The organism is Acidobacteriota bacterium (assembly GCA_009691245.1).
GTDB lineage: Bacteria > Acidobacteriota > Terriglobia > 2-12-FULL-54-10 > 2-12-FULL-54-10 > SHUM01.
The window spans coordinates 1-21,462 of sequence record SHUM01000058.1 but is presented as its reverse complement, the minus strand read 5'-3'; the positions used below and the strand labels follow the sequence as shown (position 1 = coordinate 21,462).

The 21,462-nt window shown below is 56.3% G+C and carries 21 protein-coding genes and 1 tRNA gene; 17 read left to right on the top strand and 5 right to left on the bottom strand.

What is annotated here, in order from left to right; translation table 11 throughout:
* Positions 1–603 (bottom strand): hypothetical protein (locus tag EXQ56_12660; protein MSO21282.1); only part of this gene is annotated, 603 nt, incomplete at its 3' end.
* A gap of 341 nt (positions 604–944) precedes the next feature.
* Between EXQ56_12660 and EXQ56_12655 the strand changes: the two genes are divergently transcribed.
* The 10 genes from EXQ56_12655 to thiE all read left to right on the top strand — a co-directional run bounded on the left by EXQ56_12655 (position 945) and on the right by thiE (position 10,855).
* Entirely contained in the window at positions 945–1,166 is a 222-nt protein-coding gene (locus tag EXQ56_12655; protein MSO21281.1) for a DNA-binding protein, read from the top strand.
* Between the two features lie 16 nt (positions 1,167–1,182).
* Positions 1,183–2,238 (top strand): type IV pilus assembly protein PilM, encoded by a 1,056-nt coding sequence (gene pilM, locus EXQ56_12650; GenBank protein MSO21280.1) that lies wholly within the window; start codon positions 1,183–1,185, stop codon positions 2,236–2,238.
* Positions 2,235–2,864, top strand: coding sequence for a hypothetical protein (locus EXQ56_12645; protein MSO21279.1), 630 nt, complete (start codon positions 2,235–2,237; stop codon positions 2,862–2,864). Before pilM ends, EXQ56_12645 begins: the two co-directional genes overlap by 4 nt.
* The gene (locus EXQ56_12640; GenBank protein ID MSO21278.1) at positions 2,755–3,537 is read left to right on the top strand and encodes a hypothetical protein; all 783 of its coding nucleotides are present in this window, start codon (positions 2,755–2,757) and stop codon (positions 3,535–3,537) included. The genes EXQ56_12645 and EXQ56_12640 overlap by 110 nt, the downstream gene beginning before the upstream one ends.
* 21 nt (positions 3,538–3,558) lie before the next feature.
* The gene (locus tag EXQ56_12635; protein ID MSO21277.1) at positions 3,559–4,137 is read left to right on the top strand and encodes a hypothetical protein; all 579 of its coding nucleotides are present in this window, start codon (positions 3,559–3,561) and stop codon (positions 4,135–4,137) included.
* A gap of 90 nt (positions 4,138–4,227) precedes the next feature.
* Entirely contained in the window at positions 4,228–6,852 is a 2,625-nt protein-coding gene (locus EXQ56_12630; protein ID MSO21276.1) for a type IV pilus secretin family protein, read from the top strand.
* 166 nt (positions 6,853–7,018) lie between these two features.
* Entirely contained in the window at positions 7,019–8,077 is a 1,059-nt protein-coding gene (locus EXQ56_12625) for an aminopeptidase P family protein (protein MSO21275.1), read from the top strand.
* Positions 8,078–8,142: 65 nt separating this feature from the next.
* Complete coding sequence (accB, locus tag EXQ56_12620) at positions 8,143–8,688, top strand: acetyl-CoA carboxylase biotin carboxyl carrier protein (protein ID MSO21274.1); 546 nt, start codon at positions 8,143–8,145, stop codon at positions 8,686–8,688.
* A 99-nt stretch (positions 8,689–8,787) separates the two neighbouring features.
* Complete coding sequence (locus tag EXQ56_12615) at positions 8,788–10,149, top strand: acetyl-CoA carboxylase biotin carboxylase subunit (protein MSO21273.1); 1,362 nt, start codon at positions 8,788–8,790, stop codon at positions 10,147–10,149.
* 31 nt (positions 10,150–10,180) lie between these two features.
* Complete coding sequence (gene thiE, locus EXQ56_12610) at positions 10,181–10,855, top strand: thiamine phosphate synthase (GenBank protein MSO21272.1); 675 nt, start codon at positions 10,181–10,183, stop codon at positions 10,853–10,855.
* Positions 10,856–10,886: 31 nt separating this feature from the next.
* On the opposite strand, the gene EXQ56_12605 is transcribed toward thiE, so the two are convergent.
* The gene (locus EXQ56_12605; protein MSO21271.1) at positions 10,887–11,621 is read right to left on the bottom strand and encodes a DUF4919 domain-containing protein; all 735 of its coding nucleotides are present in this window, start codon (positions 11,619–11,621) and stop codon (positions 10,887–10,889) included.
* 250 nt (positions 11,622–11,871) lie between these two features.
* Here EXQ56_12605 and EXQ56_12600 point away from each other — a divergent pair, with 250 nt between their 5' ends.
* The gene (locus EXQ56_12600) at positions 11,872–13,374 is read left to right on the top strand and encodes an amino acid permease (protein ID MSO21270.1); all 1,503 of its coding nucleotides are present in this window, start codon (positions 11,872–11,874) and stop codon (positions 13,372–13,374) included.
* A gap of 53 nt (positions 13,375–13,427) precedes the next feature.
* The gene (locus EXQ56_12595; GenBank protein MSO21269.1) at positions 13,428–14,024 is read left to right on the top strand and encodes a type II toxin-antitoxin system VapC family toxin; all 597 of its coding nucleotides are present in this window, start codon (positions 13,428–13,430) and stop codon (positions 14,022–14,024) included.
* 49 nt (positions 14,025–14,073) lie between these two features.
* Here the strand turns inward: EXQ56_12595 and EXQ56_12590 are convergent, their stop codons facing one another.
* Positions 14,074–14,769: a zinc metallopeptidase gene (locus tag EXQ56_12590; protein ID MSO21268.1), complete on the bottom strand. Its 696-nt coding sequence runs from the start codon at positions 14,767–14,769 to the stop codon at positions 14,074–14,076.
* A 190-nt stretch (positions 14,770–14,959) separates the two neighbouring features.
* Here EXQ56_12590 and EXQ56_12585 point away from each other — a divergent pair, with 190 nt between their 5' ends.
* From EXQ56_12585 to EXQ56_12575, 3 genes are all read left to right on the top strand, one after another.
* Complete coding sequence (locus EXQ56_12585) at positions 14,960–16,552, top strand: NAD(P)H-hydrate dehydratase (protein MSO21267.1); 1,593 nt, start codon at positions 14,960–14,962, stop codon at positions 16,550–16,552.
* A gap of 25 nt (positions 16,553–16,577) precedes the next feature.
* Positions 16,578–17,039 (top strand): tRNA (adenosine(37)-N6)-threonylcarbamoyltransferase complex ATPase subunit type 1 TsaE, encoded by a 462-nt coding sequence (gene tsaE, locus EXQ56_12580; GenBank protein ID MSO21266.1) that lies wholly within the window; start codon positions 16,578–16,580, stop codon positions 17,037–17,039.
* Positions 17,040–17,141: 102 nt separating this feature from the next.
* Positions 17,142–17,927: an SDR family oxidoreductase gene (locus EXQ56_12575; protein ID MSO21265.1), complete on the top strand. Its 786-nt coding sequence runs from the start codon at positions 17,142–17,144 to the stop codon at positions 17,925–17,927.
* A gap of 519 nt (positions 17,928–18,446) precedes the next feature.
* On the opposite strand, the gene EXQ56_12570 is transcribed toward EXQ56_12575, so the two are convergent.
* Positions 18,447–19,112, bottom strand: a complete 666-nt coding sequence (locus tag EXQ56_12570; protein ID MSO21264.1) for an XRE family transcriptional regulator — start codon at positions 19,110–19,112, stop codon at positions 18,447–18,449.
* A gap of 462 nt (positions 19,113–19,574) precedes the next feature.
* On the opposite strand from EXQ56_12570, the gene EXQ56_12565 reads away from it, so the two are divergent.
* Both EXQ56_12565 and EXQ56_12560 read left to right on the top strand, forming a co-directional pair.
* A tRNA-Pro gene (locus EXQ56_12565) sits at positions 19,575–19,651 on the top strand.
* A 160-nt stretch (positions 19,652–19,811) separates the two neighbouring features.
* Positions 19,812–20,843, top strand: a complete 1,032-nt coding sequence (locus EXQ56_12560) for a transposase (protein MSO21263.1) — start codon at positions 19,812–19,814, stop codon at positions 20,841–20,843.
* 324 nt (positions 20,844–21,167) lie between these two features.
* Here EXQ56_12560 and EXQ56_12555 read toward each other — a convergent pair whose 3' ends face one another.
* Positions 21,168–21,383 carry a hypothetical protein gene (locus EXQ56_12555; protein MSO21262.1) on the bottom strand — a complete coding sequence of 72 codons (216 nt, stop codon included), beginning with the start codon at positions 21,381–21,383 and terminating at the stop codon, positions 21,168–21,170.
* Positions 21,384–21,462 lie beyond the last annotated feature (79 nt).

Below are 21,462 nucleotides of genomic sequence, written 5' to 3'. Positions count from 1 at the left end.
CAAAATAAAAATAGGCAGGGATCCAGCAATAAACGCCGGCGCGGCCGATGCTGCTGGTGATGCAGCCGGTGCGGCGGGCGCGGCCGGGGCGGAGGCCATCGCAAAAAGCTTGGTTTCGCCTGCGTTAATCAAGGCCAAAGAAACCCCCGTTGGGTCCACGGCGCGGACGGAGCCTTCCGTAACTACGATGCTAGCTTTTCCATCTAGAACTACAACATTGGCTGAACTTTGGGGAGTGACCGGCTCCAAGCGAAGAGAATATGCCTGAAAGATGGGTCCTTGTTCAGAAGCGCTGCGGAAAGTCATTTGCCCCTTCTGGAGTTGCACGGCATCAGCCGAGAAATGCACGGAAGATTCTTTGGCTACCAGAACGCGTGTGCCCGCTTTGTATTGGGCCACGGCGCTGCCCACGTGCGTATTCACGAGGTCGCCAGAGAACAAAGTGTTCTCCGCGGGGGCGGTAATCTCACCTACCGTTACCGCACCGTACGATGATATCGAACCAAGAACAGCAGCCGGCGAAGCGGCCTGCATCGGATAAGGGCGCAGCATTAAGACAGCAAGGGTAACGGCTAATATCTGCTTCGGATTCATTCGCAACATTTGCAAAATCTCCCCTCTAAACAGCAACCCAATAATAACAAGGTTGTCTCGAAGGCCATTCTATTCAACCAAGACACAATCTGTCAAGCGCCTTCCCGCACCTCCTATGGGGACATACTCTTGACTAATCCTCGTATTCAATTCGACAATACCCCTCACACCCAAATGAAATAAACTAGGGGGTGATTCCATGAAAAAAAGTATATTGGGCAGTCCTGGTCCTAGGCGTAGTGATAGGATAGGATCAATGCAGCAAGATCAGGGTTCGACTGTATTTCTGAAAGAGTTGTTCCGGGTTGGAAATCGCGGAGATGCCGAAGTTGTCCGATTGGCGCGAAGTTATGGACGTGGCTCAAGCGGCGCGCTACCTGGGCGTTTCGGCCGATTCATTGTATAAATATTTGTCCGAGGGCAAGCTGCCGGCCTTCAAGCTAGGCAACCGGTGGAGATTGAAGAAGACCGCCTTGGACCGTTGGATGGAAAAGCAGAGTCAATCGCGCAGTAGCAGTCGTAACAGTATTAAGGGTACGGATCGGAAAGCGCGCGTAATGCAAGCCCGTTAGTACGACCGGGGGGATTATGTTCGGACTAGGCGGATCAAAACAGGTAGTCGGTCTCGATATCGGTTCCAGTTCAATCAAGGCCGTGGAGCTGAAGAGAACCGGCAAGGACATCGAAGTCGTCCACATGGGCTTGGAGGCCTTGGCCCCCGAGATCGTCGTGGATGGTGCGATTGTCGATACGGGTCAGGTTTCCAACACCATCTCACGGATACTGACTGACCATAATTTTCGCACCAAGTCCGTGGCCACCTCTGTCTCCGGACACTCGGTGATTGTTAAGAAGCTATCTCTGCCACCGATGTCCAACGAAGAACTCGGTAACACCATTCAGATGGAGGCCGCGCAGCACATCCCCTTCGACATTGGCGAAGTGAACCTGGATTACCAGATACTGGACTCCAGCCCTGAAAATGCGAATATGGACGTTCTCCTGGTGGCCGTTAAGAAGGACAAGATACTGAACTACACCAATGTCATCCGGCTGGCGGGACGCGAGACAACCATCGTGGACATTGATGCCTTCGCGCTACAGAATGTTTATGAATACAACTATGAGCCACCGCCCGATCTAACCGTGGCGCTACTGAATCTGGGCGCGAGCGTGATGAACATCAACATCATCAAGGGCCGCGTGCCGTTGTTCACGCGCGACGTTTCGGTGGGCGGCAATCAATATACCGATACGCTGCAGAAGGAACTCGATCTGGGATTCGATGAAGCGGAAACGCTGAAGACCGGAGTTACCTTGCCGGGGATCAGCGATGAAGCGCGGTTGCCGGTGCTGAAGTCGGTTTCTGAGATCATCGTGCTCGAAATTCAGCGTACCTTCGACTTCTTTCGCGCTACGGCGGCCGGTGAACAGATTCGCAAGATCTACCTGGCTGGCGGTTCGGCGCGCGTGTATGGACTGACGGATCTGTTGCAACAGGAGTTGGGTTTGCCCGTCGAGCAGCTCAATCCGCTGCACCGCATTCGCTACAATGAAGCAGAGTTCGGGGAAATTGTTTCGGCCAATCCTCCTCGCCTGGCAGTGGCTGTCGGGCTGGCGCTAAGGAGCTTTGAAGATCTATGATTCGCGTAAACTTGCTGGGAGATGCGAAAAGCAAGAAGAAACGATCCGCCCGCGCGCCGATTACGTTCGCGCCGGCCGGCGGCGGCGTTATCCTCGGCCTGCTGCTGGGAGTGATTGTGCTGGCGGCGGCCGTTCAATGGTATCGATACAACAAGTTGGTGGCGGTTGGCGTGCAGATGGACACGGAAATTGCCGCACTGCAGCGCGAAAAGGCGGAACTGGCCCAGGTGCAGAGCCAGTATGATACGTTCTCCAAGCGGAAGGAATTGCTGACGGCCCGCATCAATGTGATTGAGCAGTTGAAGTCGCAACAGGCTGGCCCGGTCATTCTGCTGAATACTCTGGCGGGTGCGGTTTCTTCCACCGATACGCTTTGGCTGACTTCGTTCGATAAGGTCAAGGATAAACTAACACTCAATGGGACAGCGTTGAGCATGCGCGCAGTCGCCGATTTGATGACTCGCTTGCAGGCCAGTAAACAATTCAGATCTGTTGATCTAAAAGAAACTTCGCAAGATGCCCGCGCCGGCGAGGTGGAAACTTTCACGTTCGCCGTTGACATCTTGTTCTCGCCACCGGCAGCAGCAGCCAATTCGCCGGCACGGCCGGGTGCGCCAGCCTCGTAAACAGGAGGGGAAAACAATGGCTTTACCAAAACTTAGTGATCTTTCCCCTGCAGTCCAAGCTGTAGTGGTGATTATGGCAGGGGTATTGGTAGCAGGCGGGGCCGAGTATGTAGTGCTCCAGCCGGTGAAGGTTGCCAATGTGGACAAAACGAAGCAGGTGGCCGCGCTGACGGCTGAGGTTACGCCGTTGCGACCGTTCCGAGAGCGGTTGCGCGGGCTGGAAGCCGATAACAAGCAGCTCGAAAATCAGTTGGCAACGCTGCAGCGCATCGTGCCGAATGAGAAGGAAGTTGACAATTTTATTCGCTTACTCCAGACCGAGGCCAGCACTTCGGGAATTCTGGTTCGCCGCATTACCTCCAAGGTTCCGACAAACGCGCAATACTACGTGGAAGTTCCTTTCGAGATCGAACTCGATGGAACCTACTATGACGTCATGCAGTTCTACGACCGTCTCGGACGCGTCGAGCGAATCACCAATGTTTCGGACCTGAAGATGGGCGGTCTTCAGTCCGGCAGGGTCGGCGGGCGATATGCAATTAGCCCGAATTCAACCGTATCGGCGATCTGCACAGTGATAACTTTCTTTACCCGCGAAGATGTGCCGGAAACTGCTCCGGTCGCCGGGGCGCGAGGGCGCGCAGCGGCTCGTCCGCCAGCCGCTGGCAGATAATTTCAGGAGGCCGTGATCGATATGAAGGCCAAGACCGGACAAATTTTTGCAACCCCTGTCATGACCATTGTCATGACCATCGTGTCGGGTGTGTCCTCTATCATGCTGGCCCAGGCTCAGACCACCGGCGGACAGGCGCGAGCGGCGCAGGGACAGGCAGCGCAGGCTCGGGGCGGAGCAGCCGCCACGCCAGCTTCGCCCCGTCCAGCAACACAGGCGGCTCCGGCGCCGACCCGTCCGGCGGGGGCAACCGCAGCAGCAGCAGCGCCTATCCGCCCGCCTCGCCGGGATCCCTTTCGTCCATTGGTCTCCAACAAGAAAGTGGGAGACGTTTTACCCGCACGTCTTCCCGCGGGCAAGGCGGGACTGGTGATCGGGCAGCTCGTTGTGCAGGGCATTGTTCGCAACATTGATGGGAAATGGGTGGCTGTGGTCGACAACAAGACCAAGCGTTCATATTTTCTTTACGTACGGGATGAATTGTACAACGGAGCGGTCACCAACATTACGCCTGACAGCGTGACGTTTGAGGAGCGCTCGGTGGATGCTGCCGGCAGGACACGCTCGCGCGAAGTGGTCAAACGGATTGGCGGAGTATAGAAATCGCAGTAAGTCGCAGGTTCGAGTTAAGCCTGTAGTTATGCAAATCGGCCGGAGCAGGTTGCCAACGGCGCGGAGGCCAGCGAAATTATGAAGATCGATGCAATTAAAGCCACGCAGGGAGATACATTGATGAAGTATCGAGGTGGATTTTTCCTCTTGTTCGTGATGAGCATGCTCGCGGCCCCGACCGCAACAGTTGCCGCCGGTTCGGCGTCAGGAAAACTGTTGGGGCTGAAGACTGACGTGGATGCGCAGGCAACCACCATCACGCTGCAGTTGCCTTCGGCGGTTTCGTTCACTCCATCGCAGGTGAGCCCCAAGCTCTACCTGTTGGACCTATCCGGAGTCTCGACCGATCTGTCAGCCGATAGCCAACTTGTCCAATCCCCGCTGGTAAACAGCTACCTGGTATTTTCGTACCAAGGGGCAGACAACAAGCCTCATGTCGGCGTCGAGTTGACCCTCAAGGAAGAAGCTGAAATTACGCCGCGAGCAATAGCCGGGGGCTTGCAGGTTCAGGTGGTGAAAACTTCGGCGCGTGCGGGTCGCACTATGTCGGCCCCGGCGAGCGCAGCGGTCCCAGCCAGTAAGCTTGCTTCTAAAGTATCGGTCGAACCGGTTGCGGTAAGCGCGAACAAGGTGGTTACTTTACGGGAAGTCTCCGTCATTCAGCCAGAGAACGGCGAAGGCCTCGAAGTGGAGATCATTGCTGATGGCGAGATGACCTTCAAGACGATGAAGCTGTCCAATCCGGACCGTCTTGTTCTCGATCTGCCCAATACGATCAACCGGATCAAGCAATCCGAGTTGGCGGTTGGCACCACGCCTTTGCAGACCGTGCGTATTGCGCAGTACAAGAGCAAGCCGCCGATGGCCCGTGTGGTAATGGACCTGGATGGAAAAGTAACATACGATATTCGCAAGGAAGCCACGGGACTGGTTGTGGCCCCGCAATCAGCGGCGGTCGGAGCGGGTAACCAGACTCCCGCGACACCTTTGAAGGCTGCCTCAATTGAATCTGCCGCGAAGCAGACATCTGAAGCAAAAAATGACCATTCGATCTCTCAGCCTAAGCCGTTGCTGGTGGCTTCTAACAACGGTGCCGGTGTCGGTGCAGTTCCGGCTGGGGACTCTCATTCAGCCGAGCCCTTGGCATGGAAATCCGAGCCAATGAATGCTTCAGCGAAGGCTGTGGTGAATGCTCCGGAGAAAGCTCAAGATGCTCCCGCCAGCTTCGCCGAAACGGCGATGAAACCTGCTCCTGCCATGGCGATCGCGGTGTCTGGCAATACGGACAGCGCTGCGGCGGAGCAGTCCGGATTGGTCTTGATGGCACAGCGAGCTGCACAGCCTTCAGTACTCATGGCCCAGGCTACTCCCGCCCGCCCGGCGCCAGCGGCGGCTCCTTCCGCTGCCCAGTCCCCCAATTATACAGGTGAGCCGATTTCATTGAATCTGAAGGACGTGGATTTGAAGGATTTCTTTCGGCTCATGCACGAGGTAAGCAACCTGAACATTGTGCTCGATCCCGCCGTGTCTGGGATGGTGACGATCGTGCTGGATGAAGTTCCATGGGATCAGGCCATGGATGTTATTCTGCGCAACAATCAGCTCGGTAAGGAAGTAACTGGAAATGTTGTGCGTATCGCCAAGCTCTCGACGATTGAATCCGAAAAAAGGCAACAGGAAACCTTGGCCAGGGCTAGTCAGCAGGCCGAGCCCACGGATACTGTTACGCGCACCCTGAGCTATGCGCGGGCGGCCGATCTAATCACACTCTTGAAGCGCTTTCTGACTGCTCGTGGCGACCTGGTGGCTGATCCGCGCACCAATACCCTGATAATCACCGACATTGCCGAGGCCATCACCCGCGTTGATCGCCTGATTTCCGGACTCGACCGCAAGACGCAGCAGGTGGAAATCGAAGCTCGCATCGTGGCGGCCGGCCGCTCGTTTGCTCGCGACATTGGTTCGCAATTGGCGGCCTCCGGATTGAGCGGAAATGTGGTGTTAGGCGGTGCCGGCATTGTCGGTGCCAGCCCCACATCTCGAGGTATTACGCCACCGCTGTTTATTGGAACGCCTCCCGACCCTCCGATTCCCGGCGAGGCGCCTAGTTTCGCCAACGTTGCCCAGCCGTTGGCCGTTAATCTTGGAGCGGTGGGCGCCACCTCCGGATTCAGTTTCTTGTTGAGTGGCGGCAGCAATTTTGCGCTGGACGCCATTATTACCGCAGCGGAAGGACGAGGCTTGGGCAAGCTCCTCTCCCGTCCGAAGATCATCACGCAGAACAACGTGCAAGCCAGCGTGGAGCAAGGCGTCCGCGTCCCCATTCAAACCAGCGTCAACAACACCATCGCCGTGCAGTACATCAATGCGACGTTACGCTTGACTGTTACTCCGCAGATCACTGCGGAGGGCACCATTTTCCTGAAGGCGGAAATCGAAAACACCTCGATCAACGACGGTATCCCGCGCATCCTGGGTATTCCTGCCTTGAATACGCAGGCAGCTAACACCGAAGTCCTGGTCAGTGATGGCGGCACGGTGTTCTTTGGCGGCATTATCCAAACCAGCAATACGCTGACCGAACAGGAAGTCCCGCTGCTGGGCAGCATCCCGCTGGTGGGCAATCTGTTCAAGCGCAAGTTCACCCGCAGCCAGACTGACGAACTGCTCTTCTTCATCACTCCCAAGATCGTTCAAGGGTAATCCACTCCTACTCTTGCTCCTTGCAAGGACTCCCAGCCCGGGAATTCTTGCCTTTTTCAGGAGGAAAGCTATTTCTTCTAAATCTATTGCAGGTAAATCCGGAATCAGCGCTCAAAAGGGGACAGCCGCGCCTCATGATGCGCGGATATCCCGCTTGCGCCAGAGAATGCAGGCCGCACGGCTAGATTCATTGTTAGTTAGCGCGCTACCCAATGTGCAGTATCTGACTGGGTTTACAGGCAGCTCTGGAGCCCTGCTGCTGACGCCTGCACTGGCGGCTTTCTTTACGGATTCACGCTACGACCTGCAATCACACTCCGAAGTAAAGTGTGCCCAGGTGATCATCGGCAAAGGGGATGCGGTGATGGCCGCCGCTCGCTGGGGCAGCGCGAAGCAGTTAGGCCGAGTGGGCTATGACAGCGGTACCCTCTCCGTTGACCAGTTTGGAAAGTTGCGCGAGGTATTCGTGGGTGCCGGAAGCGCGAATAGGGCTAAGGCACGGTTGGTCTCCGCCGCAGGACAGGTGGAAGCCCTGCGCATGGTCAAGGACCCCGATGAAATTGAATTGATACGCAAGGCAGTACATCTGGGTTCGCGTTGCTTTGAGGAGACGCTGCTCCTGCTGAAGAATGGCATCACAGAAACCGAATTGGCGGCCGAGATAGAATATCGGATGCGGCTCTATGGTGGTGAAAAAACAGCCTTTGAGACCATTATCGCATTTGGAGATCGGACCGCGCTGCCGCACGCACGCCCCACCTCTTGTCGGCTCAAACCAAATGAATTCGTACTATTCGACCTCGGTGTTATACTGTCCGGGTACTGCAGCGACATGACCCGAACCGTCTACTGGGGCAAGGCTCCGGCGAAGGCCAAGGCCATGTACAGGGCGGTTTTGGAATCCCAATTGGCCTCCGAAGATTCGGTTCGCGCTGGGATTGAATGTGGGACGGTGGACCGGGCAGCGCGGCGGGTCCTGGAAAAGCGAGGGTTTGGCCATTACTTCACCCACAGCACCGGCCACGGCTTGGGAATTGAGGTACACGAGAACCCCCGTGTGGCTGCCAAGCAATCCGCTGTCTTGGAAGAAGGAATGGCTATTACCATTGAGCCGGGTGCCTATATTCCCGGCGTTGGCGGCGTCAGGATTGAAGATGTGGTAATTGTCCGAAAAAATCACGGAGAAGTATTAACGCAAACTGCCAAGAGTTTTCTCGAACTGTAGGCCGAGCTGTAGCATTTCCCGCACTGGCGTGCTGGGCGAATGGCAGAATTACCTAGAAGAGTTCCATGAACCTTAAAGAAATACGCGACATCGTTGAGTTGATAACGGAAAAGGGCATCGCGGAGTTTGAATTGGAGCGCTCCGGTTTCCGTATCAAGATAAGCCGTCGATCTGCACCTGCAGCCGGAGAGCCCGTCTTCTGGCAGTCACAGCCCCCCGTGGGGATGTCGGGGATGCCACCGCCGAACTCTCAGGCAGGGCCCCCTGTCGGCGCTGGTGCTCGCAACACACTTCCGACTCCGCCGCCCTCGATGGTCCCAGGCAGTGGAAGCTCCTCGACCACATCGGAGGAAGTTCAGACCATCAAATCGCCCATGGTGGGGTCGTACTACTCGGCTCCCGCGGTCGGCGCACCGCCTTTTGTCGAGCCCGGCATTCGTGTGCGCATTGGGCAGGTACTTTGCATCATTGAGGCCATGAAGCTGATGAACGAGATTGAGTCCGAGATCGAGGGAGAAGTAGTGAAGTGCTACGTCGAGAATGGGCAGCCCGTTGAATTCGGACAGCCTCTCTTTGACATTCGGCCAAATGCCGCGGGTCGTAAACGCTAGAAAAGTTTGCAGCGGTAGAAGTTGAATTCCAGAACGGAGCATGGGCAGCATCGTAGCAAACCAGGCCGTCCGCACCGGCCCTGAGCGATACTCAAACGGATGTTTAACAAAGTATTAGTGGCCAATCGCGGGGAGATTGCTCTCCGTGTAATCAATGCCTGCAAGGAACTGGGCATTCCTACCGTCGCGGTTTATGCCGAGCCGGACGCCCAATCCCTGCATGTTCGCTTCGCCGATGAAGCCGTGTGCATCGGACCGGCCAATCCCACCTCCAGCTATCTCAACATCCCCAGTGTCATCAGTGCCGCAGAGATCACTCGGGCCGACGCGATTCACCCCGGCTATGGATTCCTCGCTGAAAATCCCAGCTTCGCCGATGTTTGCGATGCCTGCGGAATCACCTTTATCGGTCCATCGCCGGAGATCATCCGATTGAGCGCCGACAAATGCAAGACACGTCGCCGCATGGAGTCGCTCGGCATCTGTATCCTTCCCGGCTCGGATGGCGCGGTGGAGACGGTCGAGGAAGCGGCTGAATGGGCGGGGCGTATCGGCTATCCCGTGCTGATCAAACCGCTCTGCGGTGCGGGCGGCTTCGGCATGAGCGCGGCCACCTCAGCAGATGAACTGGAGTCCGCGTTCGAGACGGCCCGCCGCGAATCGCAGGCCGCCTTTGGCTGCGACGAGGTTTTTGTTGAAAAGTTGATTCCCAACGCGCGACACATCGAGTTTCAAGTTCTGGTCGATCAGCATGGATCAGCCATCAGCCTGGGGGAACGGGAGTGCAGCATTCAGCGCCGTCATCAGAAAATTGTCGAGGAGAGCCCCTCGGTCGCGCTGGACGCGGCGAAGCGAGAGGAAGTGGGCCGGGCCGTTGAACGAATTATGACGGAAATCGGCTATACCAACCTAGGCAGCATTGAGTTTCTGATGGATGAACAGGGCTGCCTTTATTTTCTGGAGATGACTTCCAGCATTCAACTTGAGCATCCCGTAACGGAGATGGTTACCGGAATCGACTTGGTCAAGAGCCAGATTCTGGTGGCGACCGGCGCGCCGCTGGGGGATATTATCTGCAAGCCCATCAAACTTCGCGGCCACAGCATTGAGTGCTGCATCCATGCCGAGAACCCCACGGATTTCATGCCGTCCTCAGGCAAGATTCAGGCGTTCAATGTTCCCGGCGGGACCGGCGTCCGGGCGGACCTGGCATGCTATTACGAATGCGTCATTCAACCTGGTTCTGATCCATTGATTGCCAAACTAATCGTTCACGGCAGCAATCGCGAAGAGGCGCTGCAGCGCATGTCGCGCGCTCTGGAGATGTTCATCATTGAGGGAGTGCAGACTTCTCTTCCGCTGCATCGCCGCATCCTTGCGGACCCGGCGTTTCGGTCGGGCCGCTATAATGAAAATCTGCTGGATCGTTTCTGCGCCAAGCCATCACTGGTCCGGCAATAGTTTTCGCCAGTAGCTCCTTTCCTTAACGGTTATCAATCCATTGGAAATCCTTCCGTCATCCATCGCCGTTGCCTTCCATGCTGCTCCTGTGTACGCGATTTTCGACACGCAGTCAGGACCCGCGCTTCCCGCCAGGGAGATTGTCAGCGCCTGGCTGCGGGCCGGCATTCGCGTGATTCAGTATCGCCACAAAGATACGTTGCGGAGAATCCACTTCGAGGAATGCCAGGAATTGTCGGAGCTGATTCGTCGTGCGGGCGGGATATTCATCGTCGACGATCGCGCTGATCTGGCTTTATTCAGTGATGCGGGTGGAGTCCACCTGGGACAGGACGATCTTCCGCCGGATGCCGCAAGGAAATTGTTGCCCACCCCGGCGATTATAGGATTCTCAACTCACAATCTACTTCAAATCCGGGAAGCTGCTGCGATGTCCATCGACTACCTGGCCGTTGGTCCCGTGTATGCAACGGCGACCAAAGCGAACCCTGATCCGCTCGTGGGAACTGGGTTGGTGAAAGAAGCGCGCAAGCTGACCGATCTTCCCTTGGTCGCTATTGGCGGGATTTCGGGGGCTAACGCCGCGGCGGTACTGAAGGCGGGAGCGGATGCGGTGGCCGTTATCAGCGGGCTCGTTGTCAACTGCCGAACCACTGGGGAATTGGAGACCCGGGCGAGAGAAATTCTCACCAACCTACGGACCTGATTGACAGCCACTCTAGCTTATCGGGGCTTGATTATTCTTTGATGTCGGCGATCGACTCGCGCATCTTGATTATCGGAACATCCAGGTTGAAGAAGAGAGTAACCAGCCCCTCGCCGGGTTCCATCGCTTCAACGCGGTCGTAGGTGTGACCGTCCTGGTCCATTAACTCCTGACCCACCATCTTCAACGACAGTGCCTGCAGGATGATGGTCTCCTCCTCTTCGGAGATGAGCAGCATGGCGGTTGGCGCGGAGTTGCCATCACCTGACTCCACGATAGACTGAATCAGGTTGCGGGCGATGCTGCCGTGAATGGACGACTTGGCGCGATCACCCAGTTCGCGGTATGCCACGGAGGCCACCTGATGGCCGTAGATATCCACGTATCGGTCCTGCAATATGGTATCGGCCAACTCGGCCGCTTTTTTGAAATCTTTTTCTGCCAGGGCCGCAAACATGGACTTGCGCGCTTCCGGGTCGGCGTTGGGCTTGTATTGAGCCGATTCTGCATAGGCCAGGCGAAACTCCCGGTAGACCACCCCGGAGTCGTTCTCCTTCACTTTCCGCAAAATGTCTTCATAGGATTCGTTGCTGGCACGCTGGATCTTTTGCGGGCGGGGAGCGGCGAGCTCCTGAGCAATTCCTGCGCTGGCCGAGGCCAGCCATAGCAGAAGCAGGACTTTCGCGCTGGACCCGCGGAAGGCGGAAAGGGTGAGGGATTGCAGACGAAAGATAGCGCCAGCCCCGCCAGAATGGATAGCTCGCATAATTGCTTTCCTCCCAAATTCCCTGCGCTAAACGTGTAATTCCTCAAGAACGGTCGCTAATGAAAGTGTATCCCGTCTGGCCTCCTGATTTCATTCTCAAAGTGAAGCATCGAGCACTCACGGGTCAAATTGAGTTCTAATCTGTATGCTAAAATTTTGACACGGCATCGTCGGAAACTGGCGTCGAGAGAAGCATGCAGCATCATGTAATATTAGGAATCAAGCGGTAGCAGGAGAATGAGGTGAGCGCATGGCCAGCGAGGCTTTCACTGAGAAGCCCTCAGCCGGGGAACCCGTCAAACTAGTGCGCGGCCTGGGACTGATGGACTCGACCACGCTGGTGGTCGGCTCCATGATCGGCTCCGGGATATTCATTGTTACAGCGGACGTGGCGCGCCAGTTGCCTTCGCCCGGTTTGATGCTTACCACGTGGGTTGTCACTGCCATCATCACCATGATCGGCGCCATTTGTTACGGCGAGCTGGCTGCGGCAATGCCGCAGTCTGGCGGCCAATATGTATTTCTGCGCGAAGGTTTCGGGCCGCTGACCGGATTTGTGTTTGGCTGGACGCTGTTCCTGGTCATTCAAACGGGAACCGTTGCGGCGGTAGCCATTGCCTTCGCCAAGTTTGCCGGCGTAATTTTACCAAGCATTTCGTCAGCCAGTTGGCTGTGGCACATTGGGACGTTTGGGCCTTATTCGATGGGTGCGCTCAACATTGGCCCTTATGATGTCGGACTGAATACCCAAAATTTGCTCGCCATTCTCTCTATCGCCTTGCTGACCGCAGTGAACTGCTTCGGGGTTCGCCTGGGGGTGGCGGTGCAGAACCTCTTCACCTTCACCAAGACCGGCGCTTTACTGATACTCGCCTTGCTGGGGATATGGATCGGCAGCAGCGCGGAGGCGTTACAGGCCAATTATGGCAATGGTAATTTTTGGGGAGATGCCGACTGGAGCATGGCCACCCTAACCTTGATCGCCGTAGCCATGGTAGGGCCGGTGTTCGCGGCGGACGCTTGGTACTACATTACCTACACCGGCGAAGAGGTGAAAAATCCGAGGCGGAATCTCCCACTTTCATTGCTGCTGGGCACGGGAATTGTGTGCGCTATCTACATCCTGACGAACTTTGTCTATTTGCAGGTGCTGCCTCTTCAGGGCTCACCCGACGGGCAGACTCTCATGGTGCGCGGCATTCAATACGCCGCCGAGGATCGCGTGGGCATCGCCGCCGCGCAAGTGATCTTCGGCTCCGCCGGATTGTATCTGATGGCGGCGGCCATTATGATCTCCACCTTCGGTTGCAACAATGGATTGATCCTGGCGGGCGCGCGGGTGTTCTATGCCATGGCCTGCGACAAGCTGTTTTTCCAGTCCGCCGCGCAGATACACCCGAAGTCCCGGACGCCGGTAACCGCGCTGATCATTCAAGGCTTGTTGGCCAGCATTCTCACGTTGAGCGGGACCTACGGACAACTGCTGGACTACATCACCTTTGCCAGCCTTCTGTTTCTGATGCTGACGTTGGCCGTGATGTTCACTTTGCGCCGACGCGTGGGCTTTGAGCGGCCCGTCTCCGCCTGGGGATTCCCGTGGCTGCCGATCCTCTACTTCATCCTGGTGGGCTTCATGGAGATCAATCTGCTCATCTACAAGCCGCTATACACCTGGCCGGGGTTGGTCATCGTGTTGCTGGGCATCCCGGTGTATTACCTGTGGCGGTGGCGGGGCGAGGGGCGGGGGAATTGACCATGGTACGATTTGTCTATGGAGCAGATCGCCATCTCGAAGTTCAAGGCCACCTGCCTGGCGGTGCTGGAGCGCGTGCGCAAAACCGGCAAGCCAGTCAGTGTCACTCGTTTCGGAAAACCGATTGCAGAAATAAAGCCCCCCACGGAGAAGTCCAACGCGAAGCGGAAACTCGGAGATTTGGAAGGCTCGATTCATATCTTGGGAGACATCGTAGCGCCAGCGTCAGAGGAAGAGGATTGGGAAGCGCTGAACTCGTGAAGTTATCACTGGATACTCACATCTGGGTTTGGCTACGCGGTCAAACCAACCGGCTCAGTGTTCCCGTGCAGAATGCCCTGCAAGATTCCACAAACGAACTTTGGCTGTCGCCTCTGAGCCTCTGGGAGATATTAAATCTGGTGGATCGTGGCCGTCTGAAATTGGATATTCCGGTGGAATACTTGTTGGACACCAACAGTCGGGTGTCCGTGCGCGAAGCCACGGTTACCCGGGAGGTGGCGTTGGCGACCCGTCAGCTTCGGTTGGATAATCGCGATCCCATTGGTCGCTTGCTGGCCGCCACTGCGATTGTCTATGGCCTGACGCTGGTAACGGCGGATGAATATCTATTGGCAGAGCCGGGGCTAGAGACGCTCGCCAATCGCTAAGATCGTCTGCACTGATCTCATATTAATATCGCGCGGTGATGGCCGCGCTCTAATCGTCGCGGCGTCCGCCGAACAGTCCGGCGCGCATGAGGAAGTAGAGCAGCGTGAGCAGCGTGCTGATGGCGGCGGCTACATAAGTCAACGCCGCCGCGTTCAAAACCTTGTCGATGCCTTCACGCTCCTGCGCCGTTACGATGCCATAATCTACCACCAGGGCCTTGGCGCGGTTCGAGGCGTTGAACTCCACCGGCAGCGTGACAATCTGGAACAGCAGCACGGCGGAGAACAGCACAGCGCCGAACAGCACGATATTGGCGGAGGAGAACATCAGGCCGGCGGTCATGACAATATAGCCGAGGCTGGAGCCGATGTTGGCGGTGGGAACCAGCGCCGAGCGCAGCCACAGTGGTCCGTAGGCGCGGGCATGCTGGATGGCGTGTCCGGCTTCGTGCGTAGCCACGCCGATGGCCGCAATCGAGTCGGAGTCATACACCGGCTCGGAGAGTGCCAGTGTTTTGGTGAGCGGATTGTAGTGGTCGGTGAGCATGCCCTGGTGGCGGACAATCTTCACGTCAGTGATGCCGGCACCGCGAAGCAACTCGGCGGCCGCCTCCGCGCCGGACATACCGCGCATTGAGCGCACCTTGGAATACTTGCCAAACGCCCGCTTCACCTGAAAACTGGCCCACAGGGAAAGCAGTAATCCGGGTCCGATGAATAAGAAATACATGGGATCAAAAAACATGGCGTTATGAACCTCCGCTAAAGCCGCTGCCACTATTCTAGCGCAGATTTCCTCTATACTAATTCTTGGCGCCCTAGCTGCATTTTCGAAGCGCCAAGGTATTGGATGACTGGACGGACGAATGGTTGCCGGATGCTGATATGTTTCATGCGATTACCGTTCGATAGCGCCATAAAAATCAGCTATGTCCATTAAAATTCTGACCGCAAAGCAGATGCACGAGGCCGACCGCGTCTCCATCGAACAGTTGGGCATTCCCGGGCGTGTGCTGATGGAGAATGCTGGACGCGGCGTGGTCGAGACGCTCGCTCGGCGCTTTCCGGCGCTCGGCCGCGAGCGGATCGGTGTTGTCTGCGGCAAGGGTAACAACGGAGGCGACGGTTTTGTCGTGGCCCGGCATCTGCTCATGCGCGGCCTCCGTTCACGAGTGGTCGTGCTGGCTGATCCCAGCGAGCTTCTAGGCGATGCCCGCGCGAATTATGAGCTGCTGCTGAAGTGGGGAGTGCAGCCGTTGGTGGCCCGCAACGAACTAGAATGGACCGCCGCTCGCATTGCAATACTGCCGGTAACTCTACTGATTGACGCCATTCTTGGCACAGGCCTTGACCGCCCCGTCGCCGGATTTTTTGCGAAGATAATCGCTGACATCACCACGACTCTGGCACATGCAAAGATAGTGGCGGTGGACATGCCCTCGGGCATGCCTGGCGACACGGGCGCTCCGCTGGGGCCAGCCTTGAAAGCATGTTGCACTGTTACCTTTACTGCTCCGAAGCCCAGCCAGATTTTCCCGCCAAATTCTGAGAACGTGGGTGAATTGGTCGTCGTTCCCCTGGGGACTCCGCCATCCGCCTATAGCAATGAAACTGCAAATTTTTTAAACCTGCTCGGCCCGGAGGATGTAGCGCCATTTTTGGCGCCACGTTCTGCCGATACCCACAAAGGCAGTTACGGACATGTGTTGGTAGTGGGAGGGTCCCGTGGCAAAAGCGGGGCCGCCGCCATGACTGGAATGGCTGGTTTGAGCGCCCTGCGGGCCGGAGCCGGCTTGGTAACGCTCGCCACCGCGCAAAGCGCTCAACCAGACGTAGCCGCCGCCTCTCCCGCGCTTATGACGGAGGCTCTTCCTGAGTCGAGCGAAGGTTCCATTTCGACACAGGCGTTTGATGGAGGGCGATTCGCGGCGGTGGCGCGAGACAAAGCAGTGATCGCCATTGGACCTGGCATATCCACACATACACAGACAGCCGAGTTCGTTCGTAAAGTCGTTCAAGAGTTTTCGTCCACGCCGATGGTCATCGACGCCGATGGATTGAACGCTTTTGCTGGCGCGCCGGAGTTGTTGGATGGCAAGGGACGCACTCTGGTGCTGACTCCGCACCCCGGGGAGATGGCCCGGTTGGCGGGCCTTAGCGTCAGTGAAATCCAATTGCGCCGCGTCGATGTGGCGCGCGATTTTGCCATGAAACATCATGTCTATCTCGTTCTCAAGGGATCTCGCACGCTCATTGCCGAGCCTACCGGACAAGTTTACGTGAACCCCACTGGAAATCCTGGAATGTCCACCGCAGGCACGGGCGATGTGTTGACGGGAATGATTGCCGCGTTGCTTGGGCAGCACCCCGATGTATCGGTGGAGAAAGTTGTGAGCGCGGCAGTCTACTGGCATGGCGCAGCGGGCGATGGCGCGGCAGCTCGCAAGGGCGAACTTTCGCTAATCGCTACGGACCTGATCGACGCTCTGCCGGATGCGGCGGAGATGATTCGGAGTCAACTTGAGTAGCGCGCCGGTACAGCCCGTCCAATTTATCACTCACTTGCCGGAGGAGACGATCGAATTGGGCCGGAGGATTGCCCGCCACTTCAATCCTCCGGTGCTGGTGCTCCTGCTCGGGGATCTGGGAGCGGGGAAGACGACACTGACCAAGGGCATCGTCGAAGGGCTGGGTGCGGCGGCGATGGAGGATGTTACCAGCCCTACCTTCACTTTGATTCACGAATACGGAATGGCTCGCAAATCGTCTCCGCGCGTATATCATATTGATCTGTACCGCATTGAGGATGCCCGCGACCTGATGACACTCGGGCTGGACGATCTGCTGGCCGAAAATGCCGTGGTGCTGATTGAATGGGGCGAGAAGCTAGGCTCGGCCATGAAGCGAACATTTCCCGGCAGGCGGACCGTGGAGATTCACATCTCCTCCATCAGCGACACTGCGCGGCAATTCGAATTGCGCGAGGCATTGACTGAAGTATCCAATGAAAATTGATGTGGGTTATGCAGTATTGGTACGCTCCGCAAGATAGTATGGTGTGCGGAGTTCTTGAGCACGGTGAAGAAAAATCAGACGAGGAGTTTGACGAAAACCACGATGGAAAAGCAACTGTGGGCACTGATACTGGGCAGTTCAAGCGGGTTCGGCGAGGCCACCGCGCTGGAACTGGCGCGGCTGGGTTACAACATCTTTGGCGTGCACCTGGACCGGCGCGGGACTATGCCTCATGTCGAAGAAGTGATCGGCAAAATTAGAGGCTACGGGCGCGAGGCTATTTTCTTCAATATGAACGCCTCCGATGAGGAGAAGCGCAAAGAGGTGGTGGCGAAGATTCAGGAAGAGTTCGCCAAAAAGTCCGGCACGGTTCGTGTGCTCATGCATTCCTTGGCTTTCGGTTCGCTTCATCCGCTAGTGGGCAGCGAGACGACGATAACGCGAGCGCAGATGGACATGACCGCTGACGTGATGGGGCACAGCCTGGTCTATTGGGTGCAAGCGGTGGTGGGTGCCGGTGTGATGGAGGCCGGCGGTCGTATTTACGCGATGACCAGCTCCGGCGGCACAAGAGTGATGCCCTCCTATGGCGCGGTCTCCGCCGCCAAGGCGATTCTGGAATCGCACGTTCGCCAGCTTTCCATGGAGCTTGCGCCGCGCAAGATCACAGTTAACGCCATCCGTGCTGGAGTTACCGATACGCCTGCATTGCGCAAGATTCCCGGGAGCGATAAATTGATTTCCGACGCAGAGGCTCGTAATCCCTACAAACGCCTGACTACTACGGAAGATATCGCCGCTACAATCGGAGTGCTGGCATTACCCAACACGTACTGGTTGACTGGAAATACTCTGGGCGTGGATGGCGGAGAAGATATCGTTGGCTGATAGGGCGACGAAGAAAACCCCGATTAGAAGTCCAGCCCGCCGCGCAGCGATTGTGCAATCTCGATCAGGAAGAGGAGCAGCAGCAGCCCTGCGGCTACGCGGTAGATGAATGGGAACCGGGATTGCCGGCCCATGCCACCTGAGTTGGAGCTGTGGGTATCTTCCGATGAGCTTCCCATTTCCCGACCTTCGAAAATGCCGGCATGATATGCGCACAGCTGGCTGTTGGCAGTCGCTTGGTCACGGCACTGCTCTCCGATCCGGTTGCGATGTGCGCAGCGCAATTCCAATCCTCCTTGCCCCGACCACATTCCTACTTGTATGCGAAGCCATTATAGATTCCAGCTCACCGTAGCGTCGACGCAATTCACGGCATGAGGTGAAGCCATCGTGTCTAAAAAAACAAGACGGATCGCCGGCGCTGATACCGGTGATCCGTCCACGAGGATAGGAGAAAGAAAAGAGGTCCGGTCGACCCAACTCAACTGCTGGCCGACTGCGAGGAGCCCGCTGGGAAAACTACTTTGCCATCAGCATGGGCATAAGTTCTGGAACCATGCTCGGGGTGCTGATGCCTTCGGCCATATCACGAGCCTTGGCCACGACCATTGCCATATCGCCCGGTCGCAGTTGCGCGAATAGACCGGTTATGCTCGTCCAGTAACCTTCATCCTCAAACGCCACCGTTCCGAGAAGATTTTTCCCGGTGGGCAGCAGATCGAGAATGGCGACGCCCAATGCGTCGGCGATGCGAAGAAGCATCACGGGGCCAGGCAGCAAACGTGCATTTTCAATTCGGGAAATATAGGTGCGCGGGACGCCCGCCTTGGCGGCCATGTCCTGCTGCGTAAGGTGGCGCGCTTCGCGCAGATCGCGCAGCTTACGGCCAATGGTGAGTTCACGAGCCGTCTTCCCGCGCGGCTGAAGGGCTAGCCGGTCGGACGGGAAAGGAATTAGACCTCCCGTGCTTTCCGGCGGCGCTTCGTAGCGGATGGCCAGCGGCAACGGCTTGTCGCAGCGCCGGCAGTTGTTTGTGGTGGTCCGGAATTGGACCAATGTGCAGCAGGAACAGCGCAATACTTCACGTGCGGTGAGTTCAGCGGTGAGAGTGCTCAAATTGGGTTTTGGAAAATCGCCGTAAAACCGTGCGAGCGAATCTGGACAATGCCGACTGGGGGTCGACACCGCCTATTATGTTCGATTCCACGAAACAGTCAAGAAAAATGTGATGCCAATTCTGATTCTTCTCACAAAAATAGTCACTCAAAAGATTAACCGAATGTACATAATCACGGATTAACCGATTCCAAAATGCAGAGATGTTCTTGCCTCTACCACTAGGGAGCATCGTTAGTGATCGTATCTGATTGAGTTCAATAGCCCCCCCCAAATAGCGTGGAATGGATGCCAAATTGCCCTAGAAAAGATATCTGGACGGGAGATTGATCTCCTGGTTTTTGGCCAAGCCTAGTTGAAGGGCGCGCTTTGTGCGCGCCTTTTTTATTTTCATCATCCTTTTAGAAGTCGAGTCATTTTTTTCACCAACTTCGTGTCGTGCATCTCTCCTCGATCTGGCAAAGGAGCGGCCAGCACTCGTTCAAACTTTCCGGAATGATACGGTGGCAGAGTATACTAATCAGAGTTAGTCGGGGCGTAGCGCAGCCTGGTAGCGCACCTGCCTTGGGCGCAGGGGGTCGTAGGTTCAAATCCTATCGCCCCGACCAACATTTTCAATTAGATGCGGGCCGTTTCCGGCCCGCTCTGAAATCCACTGTAGATACTTTTGTAGCTGTGGCTTTCCTCGCGATTCCTGTCCCTATTGTAAATCCCATCTGGTTTAAATGATTGAAGTTAGAGTGGTGTCCTGATGCGCTCTCTGGCATCATGAAAACCATACTTTCCACTCTCTTTTTCGTCGTTCAGTCCTTCTTTCTGCGGCGTGCTAGTCTGCAGCTGGAGATTGTCGCTTTGCGGCATCAATTGAATGTTCTGCAACGAACCAAACAGGGTCGAATTCGGTTCAAGACTGCAGATCGCATCTTTTGGGTCTGGCTCTCCAATGTCTGGCCGGGTTGGAAGTCTGCCCTCGTGATCGTCCAACCTGCCACCGTCATTGCTTGGCATCGCAAAGGTTTTCGATTGTACTGGACATGGAAATCCAGAGGTTGCCGACCGGGCAGGCCAGAACTTTCGGTTGCGGTTCGATCCCTTATCCGCAAAATGAGACTGGCGAATCCGACCTGGGGTGCGCCGAGAATTCACGGCGAGCTGCTAATGCTGGGATTCGAGGTTTCGGAGACTTCGGTCGCTAAGTACATGGGCATGCAGCGCAAGCCTCCGTCTCAAACTTGGCGGACTTTCCTGAAGAACCACGCCCAGCAATTGGTCTCGGCAGATTTCTTCACCGTGCCAACACTGAACTTTCGGCTCCTGTACGTTTTCGTGGTGTTGGAACATCACCGCCGTCGCGTCGTTCACTTCAACGTCACGGCCAATCCCACTGCGGAATGGGCGGCCCAACAAATGCGCGAAGCCTTCCCGTTCGATACGGGTCCAAGATTCTTGATCCGCGACCGAGACAAATGCTACGGCAATATTTTCCGAGAAACGGTACAGTCAATGGACATAGCAGAAGTCCTGACGGCTCCACATTCCCCTTGGCAAAATGGCTACGTGGAACGATTGATAGGCTCGATCAGGAGAGAATGTCTCGACCACTTCTTGGTGTTAAACGAAACTTCCCTGCGGAAGATTCTGCGGTCGTATTTTCAATATTACGAGAGAACCAGAACCCATCTTGCCCTGGAGAAAAACGCTCCACAGCCACGAGAGGTCTTCAAGCCCGATCGCGGTGGAATAGTGGAGTTCCCTGAAGTTGGCGGACTCCACCACCGCTACGAAAGAAGAGCAGCTTGATCAAAACCGCGCAACGTTAAACGAAATGATCGACTTTCAGATCGGACCAAATTGCAGAGGCCTGCCCAACTTTACACCCAGTCAGCCGATAATCAAATTTGCGCAGCTTCCCGAAAGGAAATAGTTCTGCCAACAACGCAATCGCGGTAGACTTTGAGCGTAAATCTTGCACTGCACACTGCCGATGAAGTTCTCGGTAGGGACACGCTTGAGGAACGGATCAAAAAACTGGAAATTCGCAAGCCGCGCTTAACGAAATGGTTTTGACCTTCGAACGTGGCGAAGTCTCCTACAACGTAGTCTCAATGTCAAATGGTTCCGCCTTCAGAACTCCAGCTTGAGGGCCAACTGGATCTGCCGCGGAGTAGCAACCATTTTTGTGATGCGCCCTGGATTGTCAACGCGCCGTCCGTTGGTTTCGAAAACGGCCATGCTCGGTCCAGCGAAGTTCGGGTGATTCGGCAAATTGAAAAACTCGGCCCGGAACTGCAGGCTCTTCCCTTCGCCAACCGCAAACGCCTTGAACACCGAGAAGTCCATCTTGGCAACCCCAGGTCCGTCCACGGTGCTCTTTCCTACATTCCCGAAATAGCCTGGTTGCACCGGCTCAAACTGGGTT